Consider the following 22,440-nt stretch of genomic DNA (forward strand, 5'->3'; position numbering starts at 1 on the left):
CCGGCAGCCCATCGCCACGATCGCCACCGGCTCCGCACCATCGGCCCCCGGCCCGGCGGTGACCGCCGCCCGCACCGGGGCCACCGCCTCAGAGACGCCCCCACCGCCCAGGCGCTCCAGCAGGAACACGGCCAACGCGGCCGGGGTCGGATGGTCGAACACCGCCGTGGCCGGCAACCGCGTCCCCGCCGCCCGGCCCAACCGGTTGCGCAACTCCACCGACGTCAGCGAGTCGAACCCCAAATCCTGGAACGCCCGCCCCGCCGCCACCGCATCCGCAGAAGAGTGCCCCAGCACCGCGGCGGCCTCCGCACGCACCAGCGAGACCACCACATGCTCCCGCTCCGCCAACGGCAACCCGGCCAACCGCCCCTCCAGCGCGGATGCGCCACCCGGGGATCCGCTACTGCCGGCACTGGCGCGGACGGTGCGCCGTACCGGAGCAGCCACCAACCCCCGCAACACCGCCGGCACCCCACCATCACGCGACGCCAGAACGCGGCCATCCACCGGCAGCGGAAGTACGAACGGCTCCGCACCGGCCAGCGCGGCATCGAGCAGCGACATGCCCTGCTCAGCGTCCAGCGCGGTGAACCCCAGCCGTGACAGCCGCCCCAGATCGCCGTCCGAGAGCCGCCGGGTCATTCCGCCCGTTTCAGGGGACCAGACACCCCAGGCGAGGGAGAGTGCGGGCAGGCCGTCGCGGACGCGGTTCAACGCCAGCGCGTCCAGGAACGCGTTCGCCGCGGAGTAGTTGCCCTGACCCGCACTGTCCAGGGACCCGGCCGATGCGGAGTACAGCGTGAACGTCGCCAGATCCATATCGGCCGTCGCCTGGTGGAGCCACCAGGCGGCATCCGCCTTCGGAGCCAGAACGCGGTCGATCGCGTCGTCGTCCAGGGAGGACACCACGCCGTCGGCGAGCACGCCGGCGGTATGGAACACACCCGTCAGCGCATGCCCGTCCGGAACGGCCGCCAGAACCCGGTCGACCCCCTCACGGGTGGACACGTCGACGGCCACGACGTCGACGGCCGCACCGGCCGCCTCCAACTCCCCGACCAGCTCCGCCGCGCCTTCGGCCTCGGGGCCGCGGCGCGACGCCAGCACCAGACGGCGCACACCGTGCGCCGTGACGAGATGGCGGGCCAGCATCGCGCCGAGGCCGCCGGTGCCGCCGGTGACCAGGACGGTTCCCTCGGGGTCCAGGGCCCGGGGAACGGTCAGGATGATCTTGCCTCGGTGGCGGGCCTGGGCCATGAACCGGAACGCCTCGCCCGCCCGCCGCACATCCCAGCACCGCACCGGCAGAGGGGACAACGATCCCGCCGCGCACCCTTCCAGCGCCTCGCCCAGCATCTCGCCCACGCGTTGCGCGCCCGCGTCCATGAGGTCGAACGTCCGGTACACCACACCCGGGTACACGGTCTCCACCTCGGCGGGAGTACGGCGGTCGGTCTTGCCCATCTCCACAAAGCGGCCGCCCTCACCCAGCAGGGCCAGCGAGGCGTCGGTGAACTCCCCGGCCAGGGAGTTCAGCACCACGTCCACCGCGCCGAACTTCTCGGCGAAGCCGAGGTCGCGCGAGGACGCGATGTGGTCCTCGGCCACACCCAGGCCGCGCAGCACGTCCCACTTGCCCGGCGACGCGGTGGCGAACACCTCCGCTCCGACACTGCGGGCGATCTGGATCGCCGCCATCCCCACACCGCCGGCACCCGAATGCACCAGCACCCGATCGCCCCGGCCGATCCCCGCCAGGTCCACCAGCCCGTACCACGCCGTGGTGAAGGCGACCGGAACCCCGGCCCCCTCGGCGAAGGACCATCCCTCCGGAAGCGGCGCCACCAAGACGGCCAGGCTCACGACGCGCGGACCGAAGGCCGCTTCCCCGACACCCACGACCCGGTCACCCACGGAGAATCCCTCGACCCCGGGGCCCACCTCGGACACCACGCCGGCGAACTCGCCGCCGATCGGCTCGCCCTGCTCGGGCACCATGCCCAGGGTGACCACGACGTCGCGGAAGTTCACCCCCGCCGCGCGGACCTCCACCCGCACCTCACCCGCCGCCAGGTCACGGTCCGCCTCGGGCGCCTCGACCAGGGCGAGGCCGTCGATCGACCCCTTCTCCACCGCGTCCAACCGCCACGCGGAGCCGGCCGGGATCTCAGCGCCGTCCCCTCCGGCGGGGGCGGCGCGCCCTGCCTCCGCGCTGACCGTGCCGAAGCCGCCGGCGCCGCCCTCCGGAATCGGAAGGTCGCGCACGGCGGCGGGCCGGGCCACGCGCGGCACCAGCACCTCGCCGTCGCGTACGGCCGTCTGCGGCTCGCCGTCGATCCCCAGCACCGAGGGCAGGGCCGCCAACGACGTGGCCTCGGCATCGAGGTCGACCAGCAGCACCCGCCCCGGCGACTCGGCCTGCGCCGACCGCACCAGCCCCGACACCGCGGCTCCGACCAGGCCGGGAGCCCGGTCGCCCGGTCCCGCCGCCACGGCGCCCCGGGTCACCACGACCAGTCGCGTGTCCGCCAGGCGGTCGTCGGCCAGCCACGCCCGCACCACGTCCAGCACGACGCCGAGACCCTTGCGGACCTCGCCGGGGACATCGCCCGATGCCGCGTCCGCATCGGCGCCGACGGCGGGAAGCGGGAGCGGGACGACGATCGTGGAGACGTCCCCCTGCCCGGCGGCCGACGCCGGATCCGCAGCGTCGCCGACCCGCACGCCGGCACGGCTCAGCGCGTCGGCGACGCCGAAGTCCGCGCCGAGGGCGTCGACGACGACGGCCGCCCGCGTCGGGACCACCTCTGCCGGCGCCCCGTCCGCCAACGGCGTCCATTCCATGTGAAGCAGCGACGACGGCGGCGCCGCGGGCGCCGCCTTCTGGTCCGTGATCTCCCTCAGGACCAGCGAATCGACCGTGGCGACCGGCTGCCCCGCGGAGTCGGCGGCGTCAAGCGCCACGGAACCGTCGTCGGCGAAGCGCACGCGCACCCGCAGCCGGTCGGCGCCCGCCGCCCACAGTTCGACGCCCGACCACGCGAAGGGCAGAGCGGCCCGCCCGTCGGGCTGGGTCTTCGCCCGCTCGGCGACGCCGGAGGCGTGGAGGGCGGAGTCCAGCAGCGCCGGGTGGATCCCGAACGCCCCCGCCCCTGCGGCCTCCCGTTCGTCCAGCGCGATCTCGGCGAACACCTCGCCATCGCGCACCCACGCGCGTTTGAGACCCTGGAACGCCGGACCGTACCCGTACCCCTGCCCGGCCAGCCCCGCATAGTGGCCGGTCACGTCCACCTCACGCGCACCCGCCGGAGGCCACTCCACCAGGTCGAACCCGGCACCACCCCCACGACCCGCCACCAGCGCACCCGACGCATGACGCACCCACGAACCGTCCACCGCCCCGGAGACGGGACGGGAGTACACAGCCACCGCACGACGACCCGACTCGTCCGCGCCACCGGCCACCACGCGCAGCACCACCGGGTCGTCGCCCAGCACCAGCGGAGCCTCCAGCGTCAGCTCCTCCACCACCGGGGAACCGACCTCGTCACCCGCGCGCACCGCCAACTCGACGAAGCCGGTGCCCGGGAAGAACACGCGGTCCTCCACCCCGTGGTCGGCCAGCCACGGGTGCGACGACACCGACACCCGCCCCGTCAGCACCACGCCGCCCTCATCGGGCAGCTCCACCGCGGCCCCGACCAAGGGGTGATCGGCGTCCTCCAGCCCGGCCCCCCGCACGTCCGCACCCGAGACCGGCTCCAGCCAGAACCGCTCCCGCTGGAAGGCATACGTCGGCAACCGCGCCGCCACCGGCTCCGGACCGGCTTCCGGCCCCATCCCCGCCACCACGGCGGACCAGTCCACGCCCGCCCCGGCGGCGAACGCCTCGCCGGCCGACAGCAGAAAGCGCTCCGCGCCCCCCTCGCCGCGCCGCAGCGAGCCCACGACCGACCCCGAACGCCCCGCGCCCTCGACGATGTCCTGGATGCTCATCCCCAGCACCGGATGGGCGGACGCCTCGATGAAGAGGCCGTGGCCGTCGCGGACGGCGGCGCGCACGGAGTCGTCGAACCGCACGCGCTCGCGCAGGTTGGTGTACCAGTAGTCCGCGTTCAGCGCCTTGGTGTCCAGCGGCTCGCCGGTCACCGTGGAGTAGAACGGGATCTCGACCGACACGGGCTCGATCCCGGCCAGCTCCGCCGGGACGACCTCACGCAGCCGCTCCACCTGCGCGGAGTGCGACGCGTAGTCCACGGCGATCTTCTTGGCCTTGACGCCGGACCCGGTCAGCTCGGTGAAGAGCCCGTCCAGGTCCGCCGCGCCGCCGGACACCACGGTGGAGGCGGGCCCGTTCACCGCGGCCACGGAGATCCGCTCGCCCCACGGCTCGATGCGCTGGAGCACCTGCTCTTCGGGGAGCGGGACGGACATCATGCCGCCCGTTCCGGCGAGCTCCTTCCCGATGGCCTGGCTGCGCAGGGCCACGACGCGCGCCGCGTCCGCCAGCGAGAGCGCGCCGGCGACGCATGCGGCGGCGACCTCGCCCTGCGAGTGGCCCACGACGGCCGAGGGGACCACGCCGACCGATTCCCACAGGGCGGCCAGCGACACCATCACCGCCCAGGTCGCGGGCTGCACGACGTCCACGCGGTCGAACGCGGGTGCTCCGGGGCGCTGGTGGATGACGTCGAAGAGGTCCCAGTCCACGTACTCCGACAACGCCCGGGCGCACTCACCCAGCCGCTCGGCGAACACCGGCGACTCGCCGGCGAGATCGGCTCCCATCCCCGCCCACTGCGTCCCCTGCCCCGGGAACACGAACACCGCCTCACGGCGCACATCCGCACGCCCCACGGCGACGCCCGGAGCCGCCCCGTCCCGGGCGACCGCGTCCAGCCCGGCCAGCAGCCCCGCCGCATCCGGCCCCACGACCACCGCGCGGTCCTCGAACACCGAACGCGACACCAGCCCGCGCGCCACGCCCGCGACGCCGGCCCCGGATCCCCGATCCGAGCGCACGAAGGACGCCAGGCGTTCCGCCTGCCCCCGCAGCGCCGCCGCACCGCGGCCCGACACCACCCACGGCGCCGCCACCGAGCCGCCGAACGGCACCGCGGAAGGCGCCTCCGCCTCGGCGGGGAGCACCGCGTCCGGCGCCTCCTCCACGATCACGTGCGCGTTCGTCCCACTCACACCGAACGACGACACACCCGCACGACGACGACCGTCGGAGACGGCCGGCCATGCGCGGCCCTCGCTCAGCAGCCGGACCTGCCCCTGCTCCCAGTCGACGTGGGTGGAGGGTTCGGAGACGTGCAGCGTCTTCGGCATGTGGTCGTTGCGCAGGGCGAGCACCATCTTGATCACGCCCGCCACGCCGGCGGCGTGCTGCGTGTGCCCGACGTTGGACTTCACCGACCCCAGCCACAGCGGGCGTTCTTCGGGGCGGTCTCCGAAGACCTCCAGCAGGGCGTGCGCCTCGATGGGGTCGCCGAGGGTGGTGCCGGTGCCGTGGGCCTCGACCGCGTCCAGGTCGCCGGGCGACAGGCCCGCGCCGGCGAGGGCGCGCCGGATCACCCGTTCCTGCGACGGCCCGTTGGGGGCGGTGAGCCCGTTGCTGGCGCCGTCCTGGTTGACGGCGCTGCCGCGGATGACCCCGAGCACCTGGTGGCCCTTGGCCTGGGCGTCCGACAGGCGCTCCAGCAGCAGCATGCCCACGCCCTCGGAGAACACGGTGCCGTCGGCGTCGTCGGAGAACGCCTTGCACCGGCCGTCGCGCGCCAGGCCCTGCTGGTGGCTGAAGTCGACCATCAGCTCGGGGGTGGGCATGACGGTGACCCCGCCGGCGAGGGCGAGGGTGCTCTCGCCGCGGCGCAGCGACTCACACGCCAGGTGGATGCCCACCAGCGACGACGAGCACGCCGTGTCCACCGTCACCGCCGGGCCCTCCAGCCCCAGGGTGTAGGCCACCCGGCCGGAGATGACGGAGCTGGTGTTGCCGGTCTGGAGGTACCCTTCGAGGCCGTCCGGGAAGGGCCCGAGCCCGGTGATGTAGCCGGTCTGCGTGCCCCCGACGAAGACGCCGGTCGCCGACCCCCGGAGGGTCCCGGGGTCGATCCCGGCCCGCTCCACGACCTCCCACGACACCTCCAGCAGCAGCCGCTGCTGCGGGTCCATCGCCATCGCCTCGCGCGGGCTGATCCCGAAGAACGCCGGGTCGAAGTCGCCCGCGCCCTCCAGGAACCCGCCCTCGCGCGCGTAGGTCGTGCCACTGGCCCCGTGGTCGGGGTCGTAGAGCGCCTCAAGGTCCCACCCGCGGTCGTCGGGGAACGGGGAGATCCCCGACGCGCCCGACGCCACCATCTCCCACAGGTCCTCCGGTGATTCCACCCCGCCCGGGTACCGGCAGCCCATCGCCACGATCGCGATCGGCTCGCGCTCCTTCGCCTCCACCTCGCGCAGGCGCCGGCGGGTGCGCTGAAGGTCGGCGGTGGCGCGCTTGAGGTACTCCCGGAACTTGTCATCAGTGGCCATGTGGTCCAACCAGCCTTCAAGTAGTGGGGGTGGCGAGCGGAGGGGTGCGGGCCGGGGTCAGGCCGTGGGGACCGGCGCCGCCGCGCCGCGGTGCCGGTACACCAGCTCTTCGAGGTTCTTGACCAGGTCGTGCGGGGTGGGGGTGCTCTCGATGCCCTTCCGGGCCTCGTCCGCGCGCCAGGTGAATCCGGGGTCGGTCAGGACCCGCTGGAGTTCGTCGCGGAGGGACTCGACGGACAGCCGCTCGGGGGGCAGGTGCACGCCGAGGCCGTTCTGCTGGATCACGTCGGCCACCAGGCGCTCGTCGTGCAGGGCGTGCGGGACGATGAGCTGCGGGACGCCGTTCAGCAGCGCGGTCGCCGTCGTCCCCGTGCCGCCGTGGTGGATGATCGCGGAGCAGCTCTTCAGCAGGTGGTCCAGGGGCACGAAGCCGGGGATCCGGACGTTGTCCGGAACCTCGATCCCCTCGGCGATCACCGACGGGTCCACCAGCAGGATGAGTTCGATGTCGAGGCCGGCGGCCGCCTGGAACAGGTCGGCGAATCCGATCTCCGCGCGGTCGCCCCACACCTCGTGGAAGGAGTTCCCCAGGGTCATGCAGACGCGGGGCCGCTCCGGCACCGGCTCCAGCAGCCAGTCCGGGACGGTCCCGGGGCCGTTGTAGGCCACATACCGGACGGGCAGGTGGTCGTGCTCCGAGGGGATGCGCAGCCAGGAGGGCATCGAGTCGATGGTCGTCTGCCCGAGGACCAGGTCTTCCCTGTAGGTGCAGCCGTACTTGGCCAGCTTCGCGGAGAGCCAGTCGCGGACGGGGTCCTCGTCGCCGGCGTCGGGCCGCTCGTCGCGCAGCTTCAGGAACAGCTCGCGCATCCGGCCCCAGTGGTCGCGGCCGATGGTCGTGCGCACGTGCGCCGCGCCGCAGGCGGCGGCCGCCACCGGGCCGGTGAACGTCATGCTGTCCCAGATGACCAGGTCGGGGCGCCACCACTGGCAGTAGGAGACGAGGCCGTCGTAGACGGACTCGTCGGTGTTGACGTCCAGTGCGAGGGGGGAGGCGAAGGCCGCGAGGCAGTCGCGCACGTATTCGTAGGTCAGGACCTCCGGCCGCACCTCGGCGATGTCGTAGCCGGAGCCGTAGATCGTCTCCTCCGGGGCCAGCTCAGCGAGGCGCTGCGCGTAGCGCGCCTCGTCGCCGACCGGGACGCCGACCAGCCCGGTCTGGCGGACCGCCGGCATGATGTCGGGCTGGGCGGCGACCACGACGTCGTGCCCCGCGGCCTTCAGCGCCCACCCGATGGGCACCACGAGGTTGAGATGGGCGGTGGCTGCGAGCTGAGTGATGACGACGCGCATCCTGCTGTCCTTCCAGAGAGATCACGATGAACCGAGCTGGGTGTCGATCGGGCGACCGAAGCCGTCGCCTCCACCGACCCATCGCCGTGATGCACCCGCCCCAGCGTGGTGTCCCTGATGTCGGGAAGAAGATCCACCGGATCCCATCGACACTGAAGAGACGCTATGCATCCGCCCAGGCGACACCGACCCCTAGGTCCCCCCTCAGGTCCCCCTGCGGAGCCGCCGTTCCCCGGGGTCGCGCGGGGGCGCGGTAGGGGCGGATCCGGCGGCCGGTCCGCGCAGCCGCCGCAGTGCCAGCGCGAGGGTGAGGCGGGATCGGCCCTCAGGGGTGTGCAGGGGGAAGCCGAGTTCCTTCTCGGCCCTGGCCAGCCGTGCGCTGACGGAGCTGCGGTGCAGGTAGAGGCGGGTCGCGGTGCGGCGCAGGGAGTCGCTGGCGACGAAGGCGTCCAGCGTGGCCAGCAACGGGCCGCCGCTGGCGCCGTCGGCGATCCGGTCGAGCGCGGCCACGTCGGCGGAGCCGCTGATGGCGGACTGCGGGACGTGCTCGGCGACGAGCGCGAAGGAGCCCAGCCGGTCCCAGTGCACGACCCGGCCCCACATCAGCCCGGGGCCGGCGAAGCGGACGGCCGTGCGCGCCATGCGCCACGCCCGCGCGGCCTCCGCCGCGGGGACGCGGGAGCTCACCCCCACGAGGGCTCCGGCGCCGGCGAGGGCGTCGTCGCCGGGCCAGGGCGGCCCCGGGACGAGCACTCCCCACACTTCGCCCAGGTAGGCGCGCCTGCCGCCCAGCGGGCGGACGGATTCGGCGCCGGGGCCGGCGGCCACGACCACCTGCACGGGCCGGTCCGGGGCGATCCCGAGCCGGTGCAGCGCCCGGGAGCGCTCCAGTTCGCCGGCCGACGCGCTCAGGGCGAGTTCGACGAGCGCGGGGTCGGGGTCCGTGCCGCCACCGCCCAGGGCGATGGTGCAGGCGAGGCCCAGCCGCTCCACCAGCATGGTGTCGAGGGGGAGTTCGGGGCCGGACCGCTCGATCCAGACCCGGCCGCCGTCGGCCAGGCGGTGGGTCAGGGCCCCGGGCGCGGCGTCGCCCGCCGGCATCATGGCGCCGCGGTGGCCGGCGCGCTGGTGCACGCCGAGAGCGGGGACGCTCACCCCCACCGGGCACTCGGCCAGCCGGGCGGTCTCCAGGAGGATCCGGTCGAGCCGGGCGCCATTTTGCAGAAGCGCATCGAAGAATCCGATCACCCGGAGTTCGTCACCCGCCTGGGTATCGAGTTCGGAGAGGCGCATCAGCAAATTCTTCATATCGCGACGGTAGCATCCGCATTCGGATTTCCTCCATTGCCGGGAAGAGGTGGCGACTCCCCTGCGATTGCCCACCGAAGAAGACGGATGCCGATGTCACGGCCGCTTTCGGCGCAATTACCGGAACCCGTCCCGCGGGCGGACGGCGGAATCTCAGGGGGATCATTCCGTCCGTTTTAGGGGAGCGACACGGGCCGGTTAGGGGTCCACCCCCGGGACGCCGGGCGCCTACCGTCATCCTGGCCGTTCCGCGTGCGAACGTGCGGGCGGCGGTCCGATGAATGGCCTATGGCGCGGGGCCGTTCCCGCGCCGACCGGATGAGGTGGTTGGCGTGCCGCGATCCCCCAGTGCCAGGGGCACCGTGCCGTTCGGCGATTACGCGACCTGGTACCGGGTGACCGGCACGCCGGGCCGCGGCCGGCCCGCGGTGGTGACCTTGCACGGAGGTCCCGGCGTCACCCACGACTACCTGCTGGACCTGGCCGGCCTCGCCGATGCGGGGTGGCCGGTGGTCCACTACGACCAGCTGGGCAACGGCGGCTCCAGCACCGTCCCCGACGCCGACCCCGGCTTCTGGACCCCGGCGGTGTTCAACGACGAACTGGGCAACCTGCTGAGCCGCCTGGGCATCGCCGACGACTACGTCCTGTTCGGGCACTCGTGGGGCGGGCTGCTCGCCGCCGTGCACGCGTCGCACCGGCCGCCGGGGCTGCGCGGGCTGGTCGTCGCGAACTCCCCGGCGTCCTACCCGGAGTGGCTGAAGGAACTGAAGGTCCTGCGCGACGCGCTGCCCCCGGGGGTGAACGAGACGCTGGCCGCGCACGAGGCGGCCGGCACAACGGACTCCCGCGAGTACTTCGACGCGATGATGGTCTTCTACAACCGGCACGTCCTGAGGATGGACCCCTGGCCCCGGCTGTACACGGCCACGTTCATGGACACCCTCGGCAACCCCACGGTCTACCGGACGATGAACGGACCGTGCGAGTTCCACGTGGTCGGCACGCTGAAGGACTGGGGCGTGATCGACCTCCTGCCCCGGATCGACACCCCCACTCTGGTGATATCGGGCCGGCACGACGAGGTGACCCCGAATTCCGCGCGCCCATTCCACGACCTCATCCCGGGCGCCCGATGGCACGTATTCGACGAATCCAGCCACAACCCGCACCTGGAGGAGCCGGAGCGCTTCACCGAGGTCATCACCGAATTCCTCACGAGTTTGGAATAGCCTGCATGGAATTCACCCTGGAATCCGAGACCGCCGTCGTCTTTCCCGGCATGGGGCCGACCCAGGCCGCCGATGCCGTGGAGTTCATGAAGAACACGCCGGAGGCGCGCCGCCTCACCGCTGTCGCCGACGACGTCCTCGGCTATTCGCTGGCCGACGCCCTGCTGTCCTCCGACGACGACTACTCCGAAGCGGCGCAGGTCGCGTTCGTCGTGAACTCCCTCGCCCTCGCCGAGTGGGCCGGCAATGAGTACGGCGTCGACCCGGCGGTGTGCGTGGGCCCGAGCTTCGGGGGCCGAGCCGCCGCGGTCTTCTCGGGGGCGCTGACGGCCGAAGAGGGCATCGGGCTGGCGGCCGAGCTGGCGCGCCGCACCGAGGAGTACTTCGCCGCCGAGCACGGCGACATCGTCACCCACTCCTTCGTCCGGATCCCGGAGCAGGCGCTCAAGGGCCTGCTGGAGGAGCTGGACGCGCGGTCCGAGTGGCACGACGTCGCCTGCGTCATCGACGCGGACTTCACCATGCTGTCGCTGCGGGAGTCGCGGGTCGACTGGTTGAAGCAGCGGATCCGCGCGCTCGGCGGGCTGCCGCTGTACACGATGCGCCCGCCGATGCACTCGGCGGTGTTCGACGGCCTGCGGGCGAGCGCGGAGGAGGCGATGTCGGGTCTGTCGTTCGCCGACCCGCGCCTGCCCGTGGTCGACGACCACGACGGGACCGTGCTGACCACGGGCGAGGGGGTGCGCACCATGCTGCTCGACACCTTCGTGCGGGCGCTGCACTGGCCGGACGCGGTGGCGGCGCTGAAGGGGCTGGGCGTGCGCAGCGTCTGCGTGTGCGGGCAGGACGCGCTCTTCGGCCGGGTGCCGGTCACCCGGAACAGCTTCCAGGTCATCCCGGTCACGCCCAAGCTGGTGGCGGTGCGCGCCAGGTCGGCCACGGCGACCTGAACGGACCGGCCCCGGGGGCGGACGCCCGCCCCCGGCTCCCGGTCACGCCAGCCCGGACACCGTGTTCCACAGGGTGCCGGCGTTCTCGAACGTCTCCAGGGCGAGCGCCTCGTCCTGGAAGCGCACGTCGTAGGCGGCTTCGAGCTTCGACAGGAGTTCGACGATCCCCATCGAGTCCAGCCCCGCGTCCATCAGGCTCATGTCCTTGCGGATCTCCTCGTCGGCCGGAAGAAAAGGAAGGTGCTCCCGGAGGATGGATTCGAACTGCTCATCCCACATGGCTACGGCCTCACACTCTCGATCGAATGAACGAGCGGACGATCGCGCGCGGCGATGATTGCGCCCGCACATGAAAGGATCGGACATGGGTACCTGATTCGATTCATCCACCCGATTCCCTGCCCAAGGGTAATCCCCGCCGGCAACGAAATGCAATGCCCGGCACCGCGAAAGAAACCGCCGGGCCGCATCCAGGGAAATCACCACCGGATTCCGGTGGGACAACGGACCCGAACCACGTGGACCGGTGATCGAGAATGACAATGGAAATTTCGCATGCGCTGTATTCGCGTTTCCAGCGCGGGCTTTCGGTCAGCCCCGGCAGGGCGGCCTTCCGGGCGGGTGCCGACACCGCCACCTACGCGCAGGCCGACCTCCTGGCCCGGCGCTGGGCGGGGGCCCTGCTCCACGGCGGACCGCGCCGCCCCACCGCGATCGGCGTCCTCGCTGCCAAGGGGACGGCGTCCTACGTCGGCATCCTCGCCGGCCTCTACACGGGGATCCCGGTCGTCCCGCTGAGTCCCGACTTCCCCGCCGAGCGCACCCGCCGGATGGTGGAGGCCGCCGGGGTCCAGGCGGTCATCGTGGACCCCCAGGGCCGTGCGGTCGCCGACGAGCTGAACGCCGGCGGAGCGCGGCTGCGGGTCCTCGACCCCGCCGCCGACCGCGTCGACGACGCCACGGCCCTGGCCGCTCCGATGCCCGTCGCCCCCTCCGACACCGCGTACGTGCTGTTCACCTCGGGGTCCACCGGCCGCCCCAAGGGCGTGCCCATCACCCACGCCAACACCGCCCACTACTTCCGCTACCTCGACGCGCGGTTCGACTTCTCCCCCGATGACGTCTTCTCCCAGACGTTCGACCTCACCTTCGACTGCGCGATGTTCGACCTGTTCTGCGCCTGGGGCGCCGGGGCCACCGCCGTCAGCGTCCCGGTCACGGTCTACCGGGACGTGCCGGGGTTCATCGCCGAGCACGGCATCACGGTGTGGTTCTCCACGCCCAACGCCATCCAGCTCGTCCGCCGGACCGGCCGGCTCAGCCCGTCCGCCCTCCCCGGCCTGCGCTGGAGCCTCTTCGCCGGCGAGGCCCTGAAGGAGGCCGACGCCACGGACTGGCTCCGGGCCGCCCCCGGCTCGACCCTGGAGAACCTGTACGGGCCCACGGAGCTGACCATCACCATCGCGGCCCACCGGTGGGACCCGGCGGCCTCGCCCGGCATGTGCGTCAACGGGCTCTCGCCCATCGGAACGGTCAACGACGGGCACGACCACCTGCTCATCGGCCCGGACGGCGAGCCCGTCCCCGAGGAGGGCGAGCTGTGGATCAGCGGCCCCCAGGCCACGCCCGGCTACCTCGACCCGCGCGACGAGCAGGGCCGCTTCGTCCCCCGCGACGGCCGCACCTGGTACAACACGGGCGACCGCGTCCGCCGGGCGCCCAACGGCGAACTCGTCTACCTGGGCCGCGCCGACTCCCAGGTCCAGGTCCAGGGGTGGCGGGTGGAGCTCACCGAGGTCGACCACGCCCTGCGCACCCTCCCCGGAATCACCGACGCCGCCACCGTCGCCGCGGAGAACGACGGCGGCCTCCAGCTCGTCGTCTTCTATACCGGGACATTCCAGCGGCCCGCCGAACTCGCCTCCCGGCTCACCCGGACCCTCCCCGCGGGGCTCGTTCCCCGGCTCTACGTGCACCTGGAGGAGTTCCCACTGAATTACAACCGGAAGATCGACCGGACCCAACTCCGAAAACACGCATTGGAGCGGATCGGGGCCCGCGGATAGGACGGGGCCGGCGCCCCGATCCGGACAAAGGAGAACGCTAGGGGGATCTTAGGGGGTGCCCCGCACGGCGGCGATAAGTAGCGTTTTCGCGGATTCGGTCTGCGCATTCCGCTATTCGCGTGTCAACAAGGCGGACGCACCCGCTTGGATCAAGGGAGTCATATTGTCCAATTCGACCGGCGCGCCCCGGACGGCCCGATCGGGTCTCATCCACGAGATCCTGGACGGGGCCGCGGCGGCGGCTCCCGGGGCCACCGCGGTGCGCGACCCCCACGGGCCGTGGGACTACGCCCGGGTCGCCGCGCTGAGCCACGCCTTCGCCCGCTGGCTTACGGAGATGAACGTCGGCCGCGGCGACCGCATCCTCGTCTTGGCGTCGAGCCGGCGCGAGATCGTCCCCGTCCTCTACGGCGCCTCCCGCGTCGGCGCCGTCCTGGTCCCACTGGACCCCGGGCTCAAGGAGTTCCAGCTCCGATCGATCATCGCCGACTCCCGGCCCTCCCTTGCGATCGGCGAGAGCGAGGGGCTCCAGGCCGCGGCCGCCGAGGCACGGGTCCCCACCCACGCGCTCGACAAGCTGTGGGAGGCCGTGGAGTTCTTCCTCGGTGAGACGGCCGGGCCGCCCGAGGTGACCTCCGCCGACCTCGCCATCATGATCTACACCTCCGGCAGCACGGCCGCCCCCAAGGGCGTGATGTGCCCGCACGCCTCGGTGGTCTTCGCCGCGTCGGCCATCAACGAGGTCCTGGGCTACGGCTCCGACGACGTCGTCCTGTGCCGGCTTCCGCTCGCCTTCGACTACGGCCTCTACCAGGTCCTGCTCGCGGGCCTCGGCCACGCGGAGATCGTCCTCAGCGGCATGGAGACCGACCTGCTGCTGATGACGCGCATGCGCGAGCGGAAGGTGACCATCGTGCCGGTCGTCCCCTCGCTCGGGACGATGCTGACGACCCTCGCGCGGCGCAACCCGGGCGCGACCGACAGCGTCCGCATGATCACCAACACCGGCGCCGCACTCTCCGCCTCCTCGATCGACGAGCTGCGCGACTGCTTCCCCCATGCGCGGGTGGTGCGGATGTACGGCATCACCGAGTGCAAGCGCGTCACGATCATGCCGCCCGGCGAGGAGTCGGACCGCCCCGAATCGGTCGGCCGCCCCCTGCCCGGGACCCGGGTCCTCATCCTGGACGAGGAGGGGGTCCCCCTTCCGCCGTACAAGAGCGGCGAGATCGCCGTCGTCGGCCGCAACGTGATGGCCGGGTACTGGCAGGCACCCGAGCAGACCGAACGGGTCTACCGCCGCGACGCCTCCACCGGGGACGTGTGGATGCGCACCGGCGACTACGGGTCCCTCGACGACGACGGCTACCTGTACTTCGAGGGCCGGCGCGACGACATGTTCAAACGCAAGGGCACCCGGATGAGCACCGTGGAGATCGAGGCCGCGGCGCTGGACATCCCCGGGGTGCGGGCCGCGGCGGTACTCCCACCCGCGAACGGGCACGACCTGGCCCTCTTCGTCGAATCCGACCGCAGCCCCCAGGAGGTGCTCCGGGAGATGGCACGGCGGCTGGAACCGGCGAAGGTCCCCGGGATCTGCAAGGCGGTGGCGCGGATGCCGCTGACCCGCAACGGCAAGAACGCGCGCGACCGGCTCGCCCTGATGCTCGAAGGAGGGGAATCGTGACGGACGGAGCGCTGTTCGCGAAGAGCGACGAGGAACTCGTCGAGCACTACGGATCGCCCCTGTACGTCTACGACCTGGAGCGCGCGACGGCGGCGCTCGACGACCTCACGGGCTCGCTGCCGGAGGGCACGGTCGTCTACTTCTCGTTCAAGGCCAACCCGCACCCGGAGATCGCGCGGGCGCTGCGGACGAGCGGCGCTCCCCTGTGCAGGGCCGAGATCAGCTCGACCGGCGAACTGGCCGCCGCCCTGGCGGCCGGTTTCGACCCGGCCGACATCCTCTACACCGGACCGGGCAAGACCGCCGGCGAGGTGGAGTCGGCCATCGACAAGGGCGTCCACGCCTTCTCCGTGGAATCCCCCGGCGACCTCCGGCGCGTCGGGCGCGCGGCGGCGGAGCGCGGTACCACCGCCGACTGCCTGCTGCGCGTGAACGCCGCGGGCGCGGGGGCGGCCACCAGCATCCGCATGACCGGGGCCCCCTCGCAGTTCGGGTTCGACGGCGAGACGCTCCCCGATCTCATGGACGAGCTGCGCTCGGTCCCCGGCACCCGCCTGTCGGGCATGCACCTGTTCTCCCTGAGCAACGCCAAGGACGAGGACGCCCTCGTCACCGAGTTCCGGCACACCATCGCGGCGGCGGCCGAGGTGCGCGACGCGACCGGGCTGGACCCGGCCCTGCTGGACATCGGCGGCGGGTTCGCCTCCCCCTACCTCAGGCCCGGGACGCGCCCCGTCTACAGCGGGCTCCGCGCGGCCCTGGAGGACACCCTCGACGCGCACTTCCCGGACTGGCGGCAGGGGTCCCCGCGCGTCGCCTGCGAATCCGGGCGCTACCTCACCGGCGACTGCGGCCGGCTCGTGTGCACCGTCACCAACGTCAAGGAGAGCCGCGGCAGCACGTTCGCCGTGCTGGACGCCGGGATCAACACCCTGGGGGGCATGTCGGGGCTCGGCCGACTGCTGCCCGTCTCCGTCGGCCTCGACACCGGAACCCCGGAGGACGCCTCCACCGAGACCGGGGGCTGGACGACCGCCAACCTCGTCGGCCCCCTGTGCACCCCCGGCGACCTCCTGGGCCGGAACGTGTCCGTGCCCGCGCTCCGTCCGGGCGACGTCGTGACCATCCCCAACGCGGGGGCCTACGGCATGACGGCCAGCCTCCTCATGTTCCTGGGGCGCCCCGCCCCCACCGAGGTCATCACGCGCGGCGACGAGGTCGTCTCCGCCTCGCGGATCCACTTCACCCGCATCTACGAATGACCCCGCCGGCCCACCGGGTCCCCGATCGACCACCGGTGGGCCGTTCCCGTCTCCCCTTGTCGGCTGCCCCGGACGCGCACCACGGACGGGCAACCTCGGTTCGCATGGAGGGCAATCACATGAGCCAGTCCGAAAACAGCGGCGTCGAATCCGGCGGCTCCCCCTCGGGGGTCGGACGGGTGTCGGCGTTCACACTCCGGCTCGCGGACCTGTCCGTCGCGGACCGCCGGAAGGCCACCGTCGAACTGGTGAGCACCACGACCCTCGACGTCATGAGCACCGTCCTCCCCGGCCTGCTGGAGGAGGTCTCCGCCGACCAGGGCTTCAAGGACATGGGCCTGGACTCCCTCGCGGCGGTCGAACTGCGCGACAGGCTCGGCGCCGAACTCGGCGCCGACCTGCCGATCACCATCGCCTTCGACCACCCCACACCCACCGCGCTCGCCGACCACCTGCTCGGCGTGCTCGGGCTGGGGGAGCGGGACTCGGCCGGCGTCACCGCCGTCGTGCACTCCGACGAGCCGATCGCGATCGTGGGGATGGCGTGCCGCTACCCCGGGGACGTGTCAACGCCCGACCAGCTGTGGGAGCTGATCCGGGCGGGCCGGGAAACGGTGACCGGGTTCCCCGTCGACCGCGGGTGGGACCTCGACCGGCTCTTCGACGACGACCCCGACGCCGGGAACACCAGCTACGCGCGCGTGGGCCACTTCCTGCATGACGCCGGCGAGTTCGATCCGGCGTTCTTCGGGATCAGCCCGCGCGAGGCGGTGGCGATGGACCCGCAGCAGCGGCTGGTGCTGGAGACGTGCTGGGAGGCGATCGAGCACGCCGGCATCGACCCGCATTCGCTGCACGGGAGCCCGACCGGCACCTTCATCGGCGCCGAGCCCCAGGACTACGGACCGCGGCTGCACCAGGCGCCGGCCGACATCGAGGGCTACCTGGTGACCGGCGCGGCGCCCAGCGTCGTCTCGGGCCGGGTGGCCTACACCTTCGGCCTCCAGGGGCCGACCATGAGCGTCGACACGGCGTGCTCGGCGTCGCTGGTCGCGATCCACCTGGCCTGCCAGTCGCTGCGGACCGGCGAGAGCCCCCTCGTCCTGGCGGGCGGGGTGACCGTGATGTCGGCCCCCGGCACCTACACCGCGTTCAGCCGGCAGCGCGTCATCGCGGCCGACGGCAGGTGCAAGGCGTTCGGCGCCGGCGCCGACGGCACCGGTTTCTCCGAGGGCGTGGGCATGCTGCTGCTGGAGCGGCTGTCGGACGCCCGGGCCAATGGGCGCCGGATCCTCGGGGTGATCCGCGGCAGCGCGGTCAACCAGGACGGGGCCAGCAGCGGGCTCACCGCCCCCAACGGGCCGTCGCAGGAGCGGGTGATCCGCCAGGCGCTGGCCAACGCCGGCCTGGAGCCCGGCGACGTCGACGCGGTCGAGGCCCACGGCACCGGCACCCAGCTGGGCGACCCGATCGAGGCGCAGGCGCTGCTGGCGACCTATGGGCGCGGCCGGGACGAGGGCGCCCCGCTGTGGCTGGGGTCGGTGAAGTCCAACATCGGGCACACGCAGGCCGCGGCGGGCGTGGCGGGCGTGATCAAGATGGTGCTCGCGCTGCGCCACGGCGTCCTGCCCCGGACCCTGCACGTCGAGGAGCCGACCGCGCACGTGGACTGGTCGAGCGGCGACATGCGGCTGCTGGCCGACGATGTCCCGTGGGCCAAGGACGGCCGCCGCCGTGCGGGTGTGTCGTCGTTCGGTGTGAGCGGGACGAACGCGCACGTGATCGTGGAGGAGGCGCCGGACGCGGTGCTCTCCGCCGAGGCGGAGGCGCCCGCCGGGGTTCCCGCGGCGGTGCCGTTCGGCCGTTCCGTCACGGCGCCGTGGGTGGTGTCGGGCCGCGGCGAGGGGGCGCTGCGGGGGCAGGCGGAACGCCTGGCGTCCTTCGTGCGCCCGGCCGAGGACGGCGCGCCGGTGAGCGCCGCCGATGTGGCGCGGGCGCTGGCGTCGCGTTCGGTGTTCGAGGACCGTGCGGTGGTGGTGGGGTCGGATGCGGAGGGGCTGCTGGCCGGGCTGGACGCGCTGGCCGCCGGCGGTGCCGCTGCGGGTGTGGCCGTCGGGCGTGCGGATGTGCGCCGTGAGGCGGTGTTCGTGTTCCCGGGGCAGGGGACGCAGTGGGCGGGGATGGGCGCGGAGCTGGCCGCCGCCTCCCCGGTGTTCGCCGAGCGGCTGGGTGAGTGCGCCCGGGCGTTGTCGGAGTACGTGGACTGGGACCTCTTCGACGTCATCCACCAGCGCCCCGGAGCGCCCACGCTGGACGCCATCGAGGTGTTGCAGCCGGTCACGTTCTCGGTGATGGTGTCGCTGGCGGCGCTGTGGGAATCGGTCGGCGTGGCGCCGTCCGCTGTGGTGGGCCACTCACAGGGCGAGGTCGCCGCCGCATGCGTCGCCGGCGTGCTGTCGCTGGAGGACGCGATGCGCGTCGTGGCCCTGCGCAGCCGCTTGTTCGCCCAAGAGCTGACCGGCAAGGGCGGGATCGCGGCCGTGGGCCTGCCGCCGGACGAGACGGCGCGGCGGATCGCGGACCGCGGCGGATCGTTGTGGGTGGGCGCGAACAACGGGCCCGCGACATGCGCGGTCTCCGGAGAGCAGAAGGCCCTGGAGGAATTCGTCGAAGGACTCCGCGAGGAGGGCGTGCGGGCGCGCGTCATCCCGGCCACGGTGGCGTCGCACTCCCCGCTCGTCGAGCCGTTGCGCGCGCAGCTGCTGGACCTCCTGGGCCCGGTCGCTCCGCAGCCGGGCGAGGTCCCGTTCTACTCGACGGTGACCGGCGGCCTGATCGACGGGAGCGGGCTCGACGCGTCCTACTGGTACTCCAACGTGCGCGAGCCGGTGGACTTCGCGGGCGCTGTCGCGGCGCTGATCGGCGACGGCCGGAGCGTGTTCGTCGAGGTCTCCGCCCATCCGGTGCTGGGGATGAGCGTCCAGGACGTCCTGGAGGGTGCAGGGCGTTCGGGGTCGGTCGTGGGCTCGCTGCGGCGCGGTGAAGGGGGCGCGGAGCGGTTCCTGCTGTCGGCCGGCGAGGCGTTCGCCGCCGGTGTGGACGTGGACTGGGCCACGGTGGTGTCGGGGACCCAGGACCAGAACGCGCTCGAACGTCCGGAGGACGGGCGGCCCGGGGCCGGGACGCCGCCGGTGGAGCTGCCGACGTATGCCTTCCAGCGGGAGCGGTTCTGGCTGGAGACGGCGCCCGAGACCGACGCCGGCGGCCTGGGCCTGACCCCGGCCGACCACCCTCTGGTGGGGGCCGCGGTGGAGCTGCCCGATGAGGGCGGCGTGGTGCTCGCGGGCCGGGTATCGGTGTCGTCGCACCCGTGGCTGGCCGACCACGGCGTCGGGGAGACGGTCGTCTTCCCCGGCACGGGGTTCGTCGAGCTGGCGGTGCGCGCGGGTGACGAGGTCGGTACGCCGGTGGTGGAGGAGCTGACGCTGGAGGCCCCGCTGGTGCTGGGCGACGACCCGGTGGTGCTGCGCGTGGTCGTCGGCGCGGAGGAGGCCGGGCACCGCCCCGTGTCGGTCTACTCCCGGGCGGCCTCCGCATCGGGGTCGTGGGTGCGTCATGCGTCGGGTGCGCTGGTGGCGGGTCGTGGGGGTGGTGCCGGGTTCGACCTGGTGGAGTGGCCTCCGGCGGGTGCGCGCGAGGCCGACGTGTCCGGGCACTATGCGGGGCTGGCCGGGCAGGGCTACGGCTACGGTCCGGCGTTCCAGGGTCTCAAACGCGCGTGGGTGCGCGATGGCGAGGTGTTCGCCGAGATCGCGCTGGACGAACGGGAGGCCGCAGGGGCGGGGTCGTTCGGGATCCACCCGGCGCTGCTGGACTCCGCCCTCCACGCCTCCGGCGTCGCCGGCAACGGGTCCGGGGACGGCGTGGAGCTGCCCTTCGCGTGGTCGGGCGTCGAACTGTGGGCGGCGGGCGCCGACCGGCTGCGGGTGCGCGTGCGATCCACCGGGGACGGCTCGCTCTCGCTGGACATCGCCGACGCCACGGGGGCGCCCGTCGCGGTCGTGGGCGGCCTGGTGTCGCGGCCGGTCCCGGCGGGCGGCTTGGCGATCGCCGGCGCGGGCGGCGACGACGCCCTGCACCACCTCGGCTGGGTCCCCCTGCCGGGTGACGGTCCGGCCCCGGTGCCCGAGGTCGCCGTGGCCGGGTGGACGTTTCCCGGCCTGGCCTCGGCGCTGGAGTCCGGCGGCGGCCGGGTGCGGCGGTGCGAGGACATCGCGGAACTGGCGGCAGCGGCAGAGGAAGGCGACGTCCCTGGGACGGTCGTGGTCTGCCTGGACCTGCCCGGCGGGGGCACCGACGCGGACGCCACGGACGCCGGTCCGGACGGCGTCCCCGCTGACGTGCGCCGCGGGCTCGCCGGGGCACTGCGAGCGGTGCGGGCGTGGCTGGCCGACGACCGGTTGGCCGAAGTGCGGCTGGTCGTGGTGACCCGGGGTGCCGTGGGCGCGCGTGCCGGTGATGGGGGTCCCGGTCTGGTGGGGGCGGCGGTGTCGGGGCTGGTGCGGTCGGCGCAGGCGGAGTCGCCGGGGCGGGTGCTGCTGGTCGACCTCGATGCCGAGGCCACGTCGTTGGCGGCCCTGCCCTCGGTGCTGGCGATGGAGGGCGAACCGCAGGTGGCGGTGCGCGGCGGCGACGTGCTGGTGCCGCGCATGTCCCGCGCCGACGCGGCGCGCGACCTCCCGATCCCCACCGCTTCCGGTGCGTGGCGGTTGGACGCGGCGGTGAAGGGGTCGATCGACGACCTCGGCCTGGTCGAGGCGCCCGAGGCGGACCGTCCGCTGGCCGCGGGTGAGGTGCGGGTGGAGGTCCGCGCGGCCGGGCTGAACTTCCGCGACGTCGTGGTCGTCCTCGGGATGGTCCCCGAGCAGGGCGAGCCGATCGGCGGCGAGTTCGCCGGCGTGGTGTCCGAGGTGGGCCCCGGGGTCGAGGGATTCTCCGTGGGTGACCGGGTCGTGGGCGTCGGGGAAGCGGCCTTCGGTCCCCGCGTGGTGAGCCCGGCGGTGCTGGTGGCGCCGCTTCCGGAGGGATGGTCCTTCGCCGAGGGGGCCGGGGTTCCGGTCGCCTTCACCACGGCGTGGTACGGGCTGGTGGACCTGGCGGGGATCGGTCGGGGCGATCGGGTGCTGGTGCATTCGGGTGCCGGCGGTGTGGGGATGGCGGCGATCCAGATCGCCATGAGCCGTGGAGCCGAGGTGTTCGCCACCGCGTCGCCGGGCAAGTGGGACGTGCTGCGCGGCCTGGGTGTGGCCGAGGACCACATCGCGTCCTCGCGCGACCTCGGCTTCGCCGAGAAGTTCGGCGCGGTCGACGTGGTGCTGAACTCCCTCGCGGGCGAGTTCACCGACGCCTCGCTGGCCCTGCTGGGTGAGGGCGGCCGGTTCGTCGAGATGGGCAAGACCGACCGCCGCACCCCGGAGGAGGTCGTCGAGGTCCATCCGGGGGTGGTCTACCGGACGTTCGACCTCATGGACGCCGGAGAAGACCGGGTCGGCGCGATGTTGGACGAGGTGCTGGAAGGCTGCGCGTCGGGTGTTCTCGCACCACTGCCGGTCCAGTGCTGGGATGTGCGGCGGGCGGGCGAGGCGTTCCGATTCATGGCCCAGGCCCGCCACCGAGGCAAGATCATCCTCACCATCCCCCGGACCCTCGACCCCGAAGGCACCGTCCTGATCACCGGCGGCACCGGCGGCCTGGGCGCCATGCTGGCCCGCCACCTCGTCACCGAACACCACGTGCGCCGCCTCGTACTGGCCTCGCGGCGCGGCCCCGAAGCCCACGGCGCCACAGAACTCATCACGGAACTGGAAGCCGCGGGCGCCGCCGTCGACATCGTGGCCCTCGACGTCTCCTCGCGGGAGGAGGTCGACGAACTCATCGGATGGGTCCCCCCCGAGCACCCCCTGACCGGGGTCTTCCACACCGCCGGCGTCCTCGCCGACGGCGTCGTCTCCTCCCTCGACGACGACGCCATCGACCGCGTCC

At 73.2% G+C, this 22,440-nt stretch carries 10 protein-coding genes; 6 read left to right on the plus strand and 4 right to left on the minus strand.

Annotation, left to right across the window (positions count from 1 at the left end):
- The 3 genes from ACFO4E_RS29375 to ACFO4E_RS29385 all read right to left on the minus strand — a co-directional run.
- On the minus strand, positions 1-6,540 hold a 6,540-nt coding region (locus ACFO4E_RS29375), incomplete at its 3' end, for an SDR family NAD(P)-dependent oxidoreductase (RefSeq protein ID WP_378580465.1).
- A gap of 57 nt (positions 6,541-6,597) precedes the next feature.
- Positions 6,598-7,893, minus strand: a complete 1,296-nt coding sequence (locus ACFO4E_RS29380; protein WP_378580467.1) for an activator-dependent family glycosyltransferase — start codon at positions 7,891-7,893, stop codon at positions 6,598-6,600.
- Between the two features lie 204 nt (positions 7,894-8,097).
- A complete protein-coding gene (locus tag ACFO4E_RS29385; RefSeq protein WP_378580469.1) occupies positions 8,098-9,201 on the minus strand; it encodes a PucR family transcriptional regulator in 1,104 nt (367 codons plus the stop codon).
- Positions 9,202-9,533: 332 nt separating this feature from the next.
- Between ACFO4E_RS29385 and ACFO4E_RS29390 the strand changes: the two genes are divergently transcribed.
- Both ACFO4E_RS29390 and ACFO4E_RS29395 read left to right on the plus strand, forming a co-directional pair.
- Complete coding sequence (locus tag ACFO4E_RS29390) at positions 9,534-10,433, plus strand: proline iminopeptidase-family hydrolase (protein ID WP_378580471.1); 900 nt, start codon at positions 9,534-9,536, stop codon at positions 10,431-10,433.
- A 5-nt stretch (positions 10,434-10,438) separates the two neighbouring features.
- The gene (locus tag ACFO4E_RS29395; protein WP_378580473.1) at positions 10,439-11,383 is read left to right on the plus strand and encodes an ACP S-malonyltransferase; all 945 of its coding nucleotides are present in this window, start codon (positions 10,439-10,441) and stop codon (positions 11,381-11,383) included.
- Between the two features lie 42 nt (positions 11,384-11,425).
- On the opposite strand, the gene ACFO4E_RS29400 is transcribed toward ACFO4E_RS29395, so the two are convergent.
- Entirely contained in the window at positions 11,426-11,662 is a 237-nt protein-coding gene (locus ACFO4E_RS29400; RefSeq protein ID WP_378580475.1) for an acyl carrier protein, read from the minus strand.
- A 263-nt stretch (positions 11,663-11,925) separates the two neighbouring features.
- Here ACFO4E_RS29400 and ACFO4E_RS29405 point away from each other — a divergent pair, with 263 nt between their 5' ends.
- The 4 genes from ACFO4E_RS29405 to ACFO4E_RS29420 form a co-directional block, all read left to right on the plus strand.
- Positions 11,926-13,449: an AMP-binding protein gene (locus ACFO4E_RS29405; protein WP_378580477.1), complete on the plus strand. Its 1,524-nt coding sequence runs from the start codon at positions 11,926-11,928 to the stop codon at positions 13,447-13,449.
- A gap of 163 nt (positions 13,450-13,612) precedes the next feature.
- The gene (locus ACFO4E_RS29410; RefSeq protein ID WP_378580479.1) at positions 13,613-15,136 is read left to right on the plus strand and encodes an AMP-binding protein; all 1,524 of its coding nucleotides are present in this window, start codon (positions 13,613-13,615) and stop codon (positions 15,134-15,136) included.
- Positions 15,133-16,398 (plus strand): type III PLP-dependent enzyme domain-containing protein, encoded by a 1,266-nt coding sequence (locus ACFO4E_RS29415; RefSeq protein ID WP_378580481.1) that lies wholly within the window; start codon positions 15,133-15,135, stop codon positions 16,396-16,398. The genes ACFO4E_RS29410 and ACFO4E_RS29415 overlap by 4 nt, the downstream gene beginning before the upstream one ends.
- Positions 16,399-16,517: 119 nt before the next feature.
- Positions 16,518-22,440: SDR family NAD(P)-dependent oxidoreductase (locus ACFO4E_RS29420; protein ID WP_378580483.1), on the plus strand; the 5,923-nt coding region annotated here is incomplete at its 3' end.

This window comes from Nocardiopsis mangrovi, from assembly GCF_042653925.1.
GTDB lineage: Bacteria > Actinomycetota > Actinomycetes > Streptosporangiales > Streptosporangiaceae > Nocardiopsis_B > Nocardiopsis_B mangrovi.

Excerpts from the sequence above, each read along its gene's own strand:
- ACFO4E_RS29380 (WP_378580467.1), bottom strand. The coding sequence starts at position 7,893 with ATGCGCGTCGTCATCACTCAGCTCGCAGCCACCGCCCATCTCAACCTC.
- ACFO4E_RS29385 (WP_378580469.1), bottom strand. The coding sequence starts at position 9,201 with ATGAAGAATTTGCTGATGCGCCTCTCCGAACTCGATACCCAGGCGGGT.
- ACFO4E_RS29395 (WP_378580473.1), top strand. The coding sequence starts at position 10,439 with ATGGAATTCACCCTGGAATCCGAGACCGCCGTCGTCTTTCCCGGCATG.
- ACFO4E_RS29400 (WP_378580475.1), bottom strand. The coding sequence starts at position 11,662 with ATGTGGGATGAGCAGTTCGAATCCATCCTCCGGGAGCACCTTCCTTTT.
- ACFO4E_RS29405 (WP_378580477.1), top strand. The coding sequence starts at position 11,926 with ATGGAAATTTCGCATGCGCTGTATTCGCGTTTCCAGCGCGGGCTTTCG.